The 9,710-nt window shown below is 63.2% G+C and carries 9 protein-coding genes; 8 read left to right on the top strand and 1 reads right to left on the bottom strand.

Annotated elements, in window-relative coordinates:
• A partial coding sequence (locus RDM88_RS09660) for an amidohydrolase family protein (RefSeq protein WP_308754638.1) occupies positions 1 to 634 on the top strand: 634 nt, incomplete at its 5' end.
• Here the strand turns inward: RDM88_RS09660 and RDM88_RS09655 are convergent.
• On the bottom strand, positions 566 to 1,756 hold the full coding sequence (locus tag RDM88_RS09655; RefSeq protein ID WP_308754637.1) for a PucR family transcriptional regulator ligand-binding domain-containing protein: 1,191 nt from the start codon (positions 1,754 to 1,756) through the stop codon (positions 566 to 568). The two genes, RDM88_RS09660 and RDM88_RS09655, sit on opposite strands and share 69 nt — an antisense overlap.
• Positions 1,757 to 1,895: 139 nt before the next feature.
• Between RDM88_RS09655 and RDM88_RS09650 the strand changes: the two genes are divergently transcribed.
• From RDM88_RS09650 to RDM88_RS09620, 7 genes are all read left to right on the top strand, one after another.
• On the top strand, positions 1,896 to 3,308 hold the full coding sequence (locus RDM88_RS09650) for an ADP-ribosylglycohydrolase family protein (RefSeq protein WP_308754636.1): 1,413 nt from the start codon (positions 1,896 to 1,898) through the stop codon (positions 3,306 to 3,308).
• A gap of 62 nt (positions 3,309 to 3,370) precedes the next feature.
• Complete coding sequence (locus RDM88_RS09645) at positions 3,371 to 4,459, top strand: BMP family ABC transporter substrate-binding protein (RefSeq protein ID WP_308754635.1); 1,089 nt, start codon at positions 3,371 to 3,373, stop codon at positions 4,457 to 4,459.
• A 98-nt stretch (positions 4,460 to 4,557) separates the two neighbouring features.
• On the top strand, positions 4,558 to 6,267 hold the full coding sequence (locus RDM88_RS09640) for an ABC transporter ATP-binding protein (RefSeq protein WP_308754634.1): 1,710 nt from the start codon (positions 4,558 to 4,560) through the stop codon (positions 6,265 to 6,267).
• The gene (locus tag RDM88_RS09635) at positions 6,257 to 7,351 is read left to right on the top strand and encodes an ABC transporter permease (protein ID WP_308754633.1); all 1,095 of its coding nucleotides are present in this window, start codon (positions 6,257 to 6,259) and stop codon (positions 7,349 to 7,351) included. The genes RDM88_RS09640 and RDM88_RS09635 overlap by 11 nt, the downstream gene beginning before the upstream one ends.
• 1 nt (position 7,352) lies before the next feature.
• Positions 7,353 to 8,258, top strand: a complete 906-nt coding sequence (locus RDM88_RS09630; protein WP_308754632.1) for an ABC transporter permease — start codon at positions 7,353 to 7,355, stop codon at positions 8,256 to 8,258.
• A gap of 22 nt (positions 8,259 to 8,280) precedes the next feature.
• On the top strand, positions 8,281 to 8,760 hold the full coding sequence (locus RDM88_RS09625; RefSeq protein WP_308754631.1) for an ureidoglycolate lyase: 480 nt from the start codon (positions 8,281 to 8,283) through the stop codon (positions 8,758 to 8,760).
• Between the two features lie 12 nt (positions 8,761 to 8,772).
• Positions 8,773 to 9,669 (top strand): ribokinase, encoded by an 897-nt coding sequence (locus RDM88_RS09620; protein WP_308754630.1) that lies wholly within the window; start codon positions 8,773 to 8,775, stop codon positions 9,667 to 9,669.
• The last annotated feature ends 41 nt before the right edge of the window (positions 9,670 to 9,710 follow it).

The raw sequence follows: 9,710 nt of genomic DNA, 5'->3' as shown, positions 1-9,710 counted from the left end.
CAGCGGCATCGGCGAGCTGACCACCGCCAGCCACACCTGCGCGATGGCCTCCTACAACAACGCCTACACCGCCAAGCTCTTTAAGCTCCTGAAGCTCGCGAAGCTCAACTTCATCTCCTGCCCGACCGAGAACATGCACTTGCAGGGCCGGTGCGACAGCTATCCCAAGCGCCGCGGGGTGACCCGCGTGCCCGAGCTGCTCGCGGAGGGGCTCAACGTCTGCTTTGCGCAGGACTCGATCTCCGACCCGTGGTACCCGCTCGGCTCGGGGAACCTGATGAACATCCTCGACGCCGGCCTGCACGCCTGCCAGCTCACGAGCATCGAGCAGATTTACGACGCGCTCGACCTGATCACGGTGAACGGCGCGAGGACGCTGCACCTCCAGGATTCCTACGGCATCGCGCCGGGGCGGGACGCCAACTTCATCGTGCTGAACGCCGTCGACGAATTCGACGCGGTCTGCGAGCGCGCGAGCGTCGCCTGCTCGGTGCGCCGGGGGGAATTCCTCTTCCGGCGGTTCGAGCAGGTCGAAACCGACCGGGGTTTTCTGCGGGAGGAGCCGCTATTTGTCTATGAATTCCGCGGCGAGGATGCTGTTGAAGAGTTCGTGCCGAACAAACGCATCGTCTAAATCCTTGGCGAGCAGCCCCTTGATTGTGTTGAGACGGTAGATGAGGGTGTTGCGGTGGATATAGAGCGCCTGGGAGGTCCGCAGCAGGTTGCAGTTGTTATAGAGGTAGCTGCGTAGCGTGCCCACGAGGTCGGAGCCGTTCTTCCGGTCCGCCTCGAGCAGCGGCCCGAGATTCTCCCGGGAGTACTTCCGGATCTCCTCGGGGTTCTGGATTTCAAAGAAGAGCCGGAAGATGCCGAGCTCGGAGTAGTGCAGCACCTGTTCCCGGCTGATCCCCTTGGCCATCGTGGCCAGCGCCTTTTTGGCCTCCTGGTAGCTTGTCCGGATGGGGCAGCCCTTCTGGCACACCCGCCCGAAGCCGAGGCGCATCGGCGCGTGGGGGTAGCGCCCGGCGAGCACGCCGAACGCCTCGGTGAGGCATTTGTCGAGCATGTCGGCATCCCGTTCGGTTTTGCCGAGCGCGAGGCAGACGACCGTGTTTAAGTACCCCATCGCCAAAACGCCGCGCCCCTCCCCCTCGCCGCATGATTTGAGGGTGTGGGAGAGATCGCCCTTGATGGTGTCCAGGGCGGCGGCCGCCGGGTCCCCGGCCTGGATTTCCGCCACCGCGATGAAGCGGAAGGCGCGCTGGGGAATCCCGAACAGCCCGGAGAGCTCCTCGAAGGTGCGGCTTTCGTCCGCGGAGAAGAGCAACTGCTCCAGAAACCGCTGTCCCTTCTTCGCCTGTTCCTTGCGGTACATAATGTTTTCGGAAATTTCCTGCGTCACGTCGATCAGCTTGACGTCCCAGGGCATTTCAAAGAGCGGGAAGCAGGACGCGTCGGCCAGCTCGACCAGCGAGGGGGGAATCTCGGGGATGTAGCGCTCCCCGGTGAGCATGACCATGCCGGCCAGCCCCTTGGAGACCGATTCGCGCATGAGGGAGAGCAGACTCTCCTCCCCGCAGTCGAGGCCCGCGCCCGAGATGAAGAGCAGCTCCCCGCCGTGCAGCCACTGGGAGATGGTCGAGGTGGTGCAGATGAACGGCCAGGAGATCTGCCGGTAGAGCCCCTTTTCGCCGGCGACCAGCCGGATCTGCTTAAAGTGCCTGAGGCCCTTGAGGTCCGCGCAGGAGATGGACATGGGGCGTCCTCCTTTCAAAAGCAGGAAAGCGATATTTACAAAAGACCGGATCCTGCCCGGCCTGAAACGGCCAGGCCCATTATAATACAACCCTCAATTTTTGACCATGTCATAATTTTACAGATAGGAGTGTTACCGCATGAAACAAGCGTGGGAATGGGATTATGAAATGTTCAGCGGCGCGGTGCCGGTGAAGGACCGCACCGACCTGATCGAGTGGGACAACCTTTTGGAGGGCAAGTTCCTCGAGGAGGCGCGCCAGATGCTCGAAAACGGCAAGGGCGCGTGGACCAAGCCCCTGCCCGAATCAAAGGCTCCCTACTCCAAGATGCTCGGCGCGATCAGCAGCATGGCGAACATGGGCTACGACGTCACCGAGGCGGACAAGCTCATCCCGTTGGCGTTCGACGCGATCCGGGAGGACCGCCTCATCGACCTGCAGGTCCTCAACGCGCGGGTGTTCAAGGCGCTCGCCGAGGCCCCCAGGATCGAGGGACACCCCTACTGGTCCTATGTGGTCTATGAGAGCTTCGAGCAGTACCTGCAGAACGTGCAGCTCTGCGAGTATCCCGATTACCAGCTTCCCGGACGGGAGGAGCTCTTCGACCGGGTGCATGCGGGCTGGCTGGGGGAGATCATCGGCTCGGCGCTCGGCACAGCGGTGGAGGGCTTCAAATCCTCCCGGCTGTGGGAGGTGTTCGGGGAGATCGACGGCTACGTCAAGCCCCCCGAGACCCTCAACGACGACATCACCTTCGAGCTGGCGCTGCTCGAGGCGTTTTGCGAAAAGGGCTACGCGATCGATTCCGACGACATCGCCGACAAGTGGGTGGGGCTCATCCCCTTCGCCTACACGGCCGAGGAGGTCGCCCTGCGCCACATGCGCTCGGGCATCTACCCGCCGCAGAGCGGCTACCTCGTCAACCCCTACCGTGAGATGATCGGCGCCGCGATGCGCGCGGCCATCTGCGGCGCGCTCGCTCCCGGCAGGCCGAAGCTGGCCGCCGAGCTCGCCTGGAAGGACGGGCGGGTTTCCCACCACAACAACGGCATCCTCGCGGAGGTCTTCAACGCGGTGCTCGTCTCGATGGCCTACGTCGAAACCGACATGCGCACCGTGCTCGAGAAGGCGATGCGCGCCATCCCGATGGACAGCGAGTTCTACACCGTGCTCGAATTCGCCTTCGAGGCGTGCGAAAAATCGGCGACCTACCGCGAGGCTTGGGAGCTTTGCGAGGAGAAATACAAGCACTACAACTGGGTGCACTGCTACCCGAACATGGCCTCGGAGGTGATCGCGATCTACTTCGCGGGCAACGATTACCGCAAGGCGATGAGCATCCTGATGATGTCCGGGCAGGACAACGACTGCACCGGCGGCCCGATCGGGCACGCCTACGGCGCGATGCTTGGCACGGCGGCGCTCGACAAAAAGTTCACCGAACCGCTCGAGGACCGGTTGGACACCTACGTGCGCACGATGGAGACCCAGAGCATCACCTCCCTTTCGGAAAAGACGACCGACGCGATCCTGAAACACTGGCAGGAATAACGGCCCCAGGAGGAAAGGAAGCCTCTTAACGATAAGCTAGGAAGAAAGGAAGTTATGAAAAAATGAAAAGATCGATCTCTCTGCTTCTCTGCCTCGCGCTCTTAGCGGGCGTCTTCGCGGGCTGCGCGACCGCCCCCGCCCCCTCGCAGGCCAGCCAGGCCCCCGCTTCCGAAGCGGCCCCCGCGCCCGCCGAGGACGCCGCCCCCGCCGAGGACGCCGCCCCCGCCGAAACGAGCGTCCCGACCGGCGACAAGCCGATCGCGCTGCTCATCCCGTCCCCCGTGGGCGACCCGTTCATCGCGCTGTGCGTGAAGGGACTTGAGAAGCTGTCCGCCGAGACCGGCGCCGAGCTCAAGATCATTGAGACGCTCGACAAGGCGGAATATGAGGACCAGGTCCGCGCGATGGCCGAGCTGGGCGCCAACCCCGTCTACTGTATGTGGGGCGACCTGTCCGAGCTGGCCGTCAAGGTGGCTCCCGAGTATCCCGACACCAAGTTCATCCTGGCGGACGTCTACATGAAGACGAACGAGCCGAACGTCAGCTCGATCTCGGTCGACCCGTACGCCTCCTCCTTCATCGCGGGCTACCTCGCGGCGAACACCACCGAGGTCAAGAAGGTGGGCTTCATCGCCCACGCGGACCGTCCCGTCAGCCGCCGGTACCGTGACGGCTTCATCGCCGGCGTGCACTATGTCGATGAGAACATCCCCGTCGAGGTCGCCTATGTCGGCAACGACCAGGACCCCGTCAAGGGCCAGGAAGTCGCCAAGCTGATGATCCAGAATAACGGCGTCGACCTCATCTTCCAGTCCGCCTCCCGCAGCGGCCTCGGCGTCATCGCGGGCTGCGCCGATCAGGGCATCAAGTGCATCGGCAGCGACGACTGGCAGGGCGAAGTGGACCCGTGCGTCTTCTGGTCCGCCCTCAAGCCGTTCGACGAGGCCCTCTATGTGGAAGGCAAGAGCGTGTTCGACGGCACCTACGAGAGCGGCGACAAGCCCTACGGCCTGGCGCAGGGGCTCCCGATGTACGATCAGCGCGACTTTGACAAGCTCCCCAAGGAGCTGCAGGACGGCGTGCTCGAGGTCGTCGAGGGCATCAAGAACGGCACCATCCAGGTCACTGAGGACGAAAACGTCGTAAAATAACCCCCGAACGCTCCGGTGGGCGGCAGGAAAGCTCCTGCCGCCCGCCGACCGTCGAAAATCATGGCCGGCAAGCCCCATCAGACCGAAAGGGAGGGGGCGTGTGTGGGGGAACCGTAGGTTCCTACCGCACGTTGAGCGAGCACAGCGAGCGGATCACCCCGCCGCAGCGGGCGCTCGGCTTGTCGAAAAACATGTTCGACAAGCTGGCGCGGCAGGAAGGCTCCTGCCGCCCGCCGAATAATCCAACGGACGGAATGGTTCCGCTCAGGATGGAGGCAATTATGGAAGATGTCATTCTGGAAGTCAAGGGGATGTGCAAATACTTCGGCTCGCTTGTGGCGAACGAGGACATCAACATGACGGTGAAGCGCGCGTCGGTGCATTCGATCATCGGGGAGAACGGCGCGGGCAAGTCGACGCTGATGAACATGATCGCAGGCATCTATAAGCCGAGCAAGGGCGAGGTGTTCGTCAACGGCAAAAAGGTCGTGTTCCGCAACCCCAACGACGCGGCGAAATGCGGGATCGGCATGGTTCACCAGGAATTCATGCTCTATCCCGAGCTGACGGTGCTGGAAAATCTCATGATGGGCTTTGAGACCACCCGCATGGGATATTTTCTGGACAGGAAAAAGGCGAGGAAGGATATCCAGGAGATCTGCGACAAGTACCAGTTCTCCATCCCGCTGGACGAAAAGGCGCAGGACCTGCCGGTTTCGCTCCTTCAGCAGGTGGAGATCGTCAAGGTCCTCTACAAGGGCGCGGACATCATCATCCTCGACGAGCCGACCGCGGTGCTCACCCCGCAGGGAATCGAAGGCTTGTTCGATGCGATCCGCTATCTGACTGAACACGGAAAAACTGTGATCCTGATTACCCACAAGCTCAAAGAGGTAATGGAGATCTCTGACTATATTACGGTGCTCAAAAACGGCCGCGTCACCGGCAATCTGACGCCCGCCGAGGCCAGCGAACAGCTGCTCGCGAGCCTGATGGTCGGGCGTGAGGTGCTCTTCAACACCCAGAAGCAGGAAAAGGAGATCGGCGGGGACCTGCTGGCCGTGAAGGATTTGACCGTCAGGAGCGACGACGGCGTCGTCAAGGTCAAAAACGTGAGCTTCTCGGTGAAAAAGGGCGAGATCGTCGGCATCGCCGGGGTCGCGGGCTCGGGGCAGGGAGAGCTGATCGAAAGCCTCTTTGGGCTGCGCAGGCCCGAGGCGGGCGAGATCCGCTACAAGGGGGAGAACATCACCCATCTCTCCCCGCGCGGCCACCGGGTCGACAAGATCGGCTATGTCCCGCAGGACCGCCTCGGCACCGGCTGCGCCCGGGATTCGAGCATCCTGGAAAACTGCATCATGGGTTACCATGTGGCCCACAAGTTCAAAAACCCGCTGCTCGTCAACAAAAAGGAGGCCGAAGGGTTCTCCAGGCAGGTGGTCGACGACTTCTCGGTCAAGACCGAAAGCGTCTACACGCAGATCGGCACCCTCTCGGGCGGCAACATCCAGAAGGTGGTCGTCGGGCGGGAGTTCTGCCAGGAGAACGACCTGCTGGTCGTCGAGGACCCCACCCGCGGCATCGACGTGGGCGCGATCGAGTTTATCTGGCAGAAGATCATCCAGATCGCGGAGGCGGGCGTCTCGGTGCTGCTCGTGAGCCACGAGCTCGGCGAGGTCATGGAGCTCAGCGACCGCATCCTCGTCATGTATAACGGCGAGATCACCGGAAACCTGCTGAATACCGGCGAGCTGGACGAGCAGACGGTCGGCATGTACATGTTGGGAGGGAAAAGGGATGAAGCTTAACCTCAGGCTTTCCACGAACGGAAAGCTCACCGTTCTCAAATACCTCGTCGCGGCGCTGCTGGTCGCGGTCATCGGATCGATCATCATCCTCTCCCAGGGCAACAGCCCGGCGGAGGCCTTCAAGGCGCTCGGCGTGGGCGCGTTCGGCAGCGTCAGCGCGATCGGCACGACGATCCGCTGGGCAACCCCGAGCATCATCACCGGCATCTCCGCGGTCATCGCCTTCAAATCGGGCATCTGGAACGTGGGCATCGAGGGGCAGATGTATTTCGGCGCCTTCGTCTCGGCGGTCGTCGGCTACCAGCTGCTCATGCCCCGCGGGGTACATATCGTCGTCTGCCTGCTGGTGGCAGGACTCAGCGGCATGATCTTCTCCTTCATCCCCGCCATCCTCAAGCTGCTGCTCGACGTCAACGAGCTCATCAGCACCCTCATGCTCAACTATGCGGCGCTGCTCTTCACCGAGTACCTGACCTTCAAGTACATGGGCTTCGACGCGTCCGAACTGGCCGACGCGATCGCCACCCCGGACATGCAGCCGACCGCGCGCCTGTCGGTGCTGCTGCCGCGCACGAGCGCGACGACGGCCATCTTCATCGCCATCGGCGTCGCGGTCCTGGTGCACCTGCTCTACAAGTACACCGTCAAGGGGTACGAGCTCAAGATGGTCGGTGAAAACCTCAAGTTCTCCAAGTTCGGCGGCGTCAACTACAAGAGCACCTTCCTGACGATCTTCCTGCTCAGCGGGTTCATCGCGGGCATGTGCGGCGGCACCGAGATGATGGGCACCTTCGGCAAGTTCCGCCCCGGCTTCGCCACCAACCTCGGCTGGGACGGCGTCATGATCGCCTCGATCGCCAAAAACAACCCCATCGCGGTCATCTTCATCTCCTTCATCTGGGGCGCGCTCAAGAGCGGCTCCTTCCACATGGAACGCGTCACCGAGACCAACCGGCTGGTGATTTCGGTGCTCCAGGCGCTCTTCGTGCTGCTTGTCGCGATCGACTACGAGGCGCTCTACAAGTGGTTCTGCGACCAGAAACAACTGCGCATGCTGCGCAAACAGGAAAGCGGGGTGCAGTGAGATGCTGGGAATTCTGCTGAGCACCTCCACGCTGGCGGCGACCGTCCGCCTGTCCGCGCCGCTTGCGCTGGCCACGATGGGCAGCGTCTTCGGCCACAAGGCAAAGATCTTCAACATCGGGCTGGAAAGCTACGTGCTCACGAGCGCCTTCTTCGCCACCTGGGGCAGCTACCTCTTTGAAAGCGCGTTCATGGGACTCCTGTTCGGCATGGTCAGCGGCGTCGTGATGTCCGCGATCTTCGGCACCTTCGTGCTGCACTTCAAGTCCGACCCGATCGTCGTCGGCATCGCGATGAATCTGAGCGCGTGGGGACTCACCTCGCTGCTCCTCTTCAACATCTTCCACATCCGCGGCTCGATCATGGATCCGCGCATCAAGAGCTTCGGCAGCATCGATATCCCGCTGCTGGGGAAGATCCCCTTCGTGGGAGAGCTGCTCAACAACCACAACATCCTTGTCTACGCGGCCTTCGCCGTCGTGATCGTCTCGCAGATCGTCATGTACAAGACCCGCTTCGGCCTGCGCCTGCGGGGCGTCGGCCTTAACGAGAAGGCGATCCAGAGCGCGGGCGTCTCGGTGACCAAGTACAAATGGGCCTCGCTGATCATCACCGGCGTGCTCGCGGGCGCGGCGGGAGCCTGCCTGCCGCTGAGCGGCATCTCGATGTTCACCGAGAACATGTCCGCCGGCAAGGGCTTCCTCGCGGTCTCGGCCGCGCGCATCGGCAAGGGCGACCCCTTCAAGGCGTTCTTCGCCTGCCTGATCTTCGCGTTCGCGGACGCGGTGTCGGTCGGCCTCCAGAGCTTCAACATCCCCTCGCAGCTCGTGCTGATGACCCCCTATATCGCCACCGTCGTGGTGATGTGCCTGACGAACCTCGATCAGCTCAAGAAAAACGCCGTCTGACGGCCGGAAAGGGTTGGATAGGATGACCATCAAGGCGATCCCCATCGGGGAGTTCGACTTTTCCCCCTACGGGACCTACTACAATCTGAAGGAGGACGCCGAACGGGTGTCCCACACAAAAACCGAGGTCTATGAGGACCACATGACCAGAACGCCCCTCATCGACACCCCCGGACATCTGGGCTACACGATCGGCGGGGCGGCGCCCTGCGAGGTGCGCTCGATGGAGAAGCACTCCCACACCGAGGAGGCGATCTTCTGCATGGCGGAGCCGGTCATCCTCTGCGTGGCGCTGCCGCGCGGCGGCGAGCCGCCGCGCGCGGAGGATGTGCGCGCGGTGGTGCTCTCCCCCGGGGAAGCGGCCGTCATGGCGCGGGAGGTCTGGCACGACGCCTGCCGCGGGCTCGGGAAGCCCGCCGGGTACTACTACCTCGCGAAGGCGGGGGAGCGTCCCGCCGACTGGCTGCCGGTGAGCGGCGGGCCGGTCGCGCTCGAATACTGAGGAGGGCCCGCGATGCGTGTATTGAACTTCGGCTCCCTCAACATCGACTATGTCTATTCCCTCGACCACATCGTCGCGCCCGGCGAGACGATCACCTCGCGCGGCCTCGAGGTCTTCCCGGGCGGCAAGGGCCTCAACCAGTCGGTGGCGCTCGCGCGCGCGGGCGCCGAGGTCTGCCACGCGGGCATGGTGGGGGAGGACGGAGGCATGCTGCTTGACGTCTGCCGGGAGGCGGGCGTGGACGTGAGCCGCGTGCGCACCGTCGGCACCCGCACCGGCAACGCGATCATCCAGGTGAGCGCGAAGGGGCAGAACAGCATCGTGCTCTACCCCGGCGCGAACCGCGCGATCACGCGGGAATATGCGGACGCGGTCCTCGCGGATTTCGGCACGGGGGACCTGCTCCTTCTGCAGAATGAGATCAGCCTTGTGGACTATCTGATCGACCGGGCGCACGAGCGGGGGATGACCATCGCGCTCAACCCCTCGCCCTTCGACGAGCGGATGCATGCGTGCGGCCTCGAAAAGGTGGACATCTTCCTCCTCAACGAAGTGGAGGGCGCGCAGATCACCGGCAGGGAGGACCCCTCGGAAATTCTGCCGGAGATGCTTTCGCGCTTTCCCGGCGCCCGTATCGTGCTGACGCTGGGGAAGAGCGGCGTCCTCTACGGGGCGGGGGAGCGGCGGCTCTCCCATGGGGTGTACGACGTGCCCGTCGTGGACACGACGGCCGCGGGCGACACCTTCACCGGCTTTTTCCTCGCGGCGGCGCTGGGAGGGGAGACGGTGGAGGAGGCGCTGAGGCTCGCGTCGACTGCTTCCTCGCTCGCGGTCTCCAAAAAGGGCGCGTCCTCCTCGATCCCGACGATGAAAGAGGTGCGCGCCGCAAGGCTTCCGCTGGCAAAATAATCCCGGAGACATGTAGCATGTAGATGTAGAAGGGCCGGGCG

Origin of the sequence: uncultured Anaerotruncus sp. (assembly GCF_902490045.1) — a bacterium.
Lineage (GTDB): Bacteria > Bacillota > Clostridia > Oscillospirales > Ruminococcaceae > Anaerotruncus.
The sequence above is the reverse complement of the archived record's forward strand: the minus strand, read 5'-3'. Positions and strand labels throughout refer to the sequence as shown.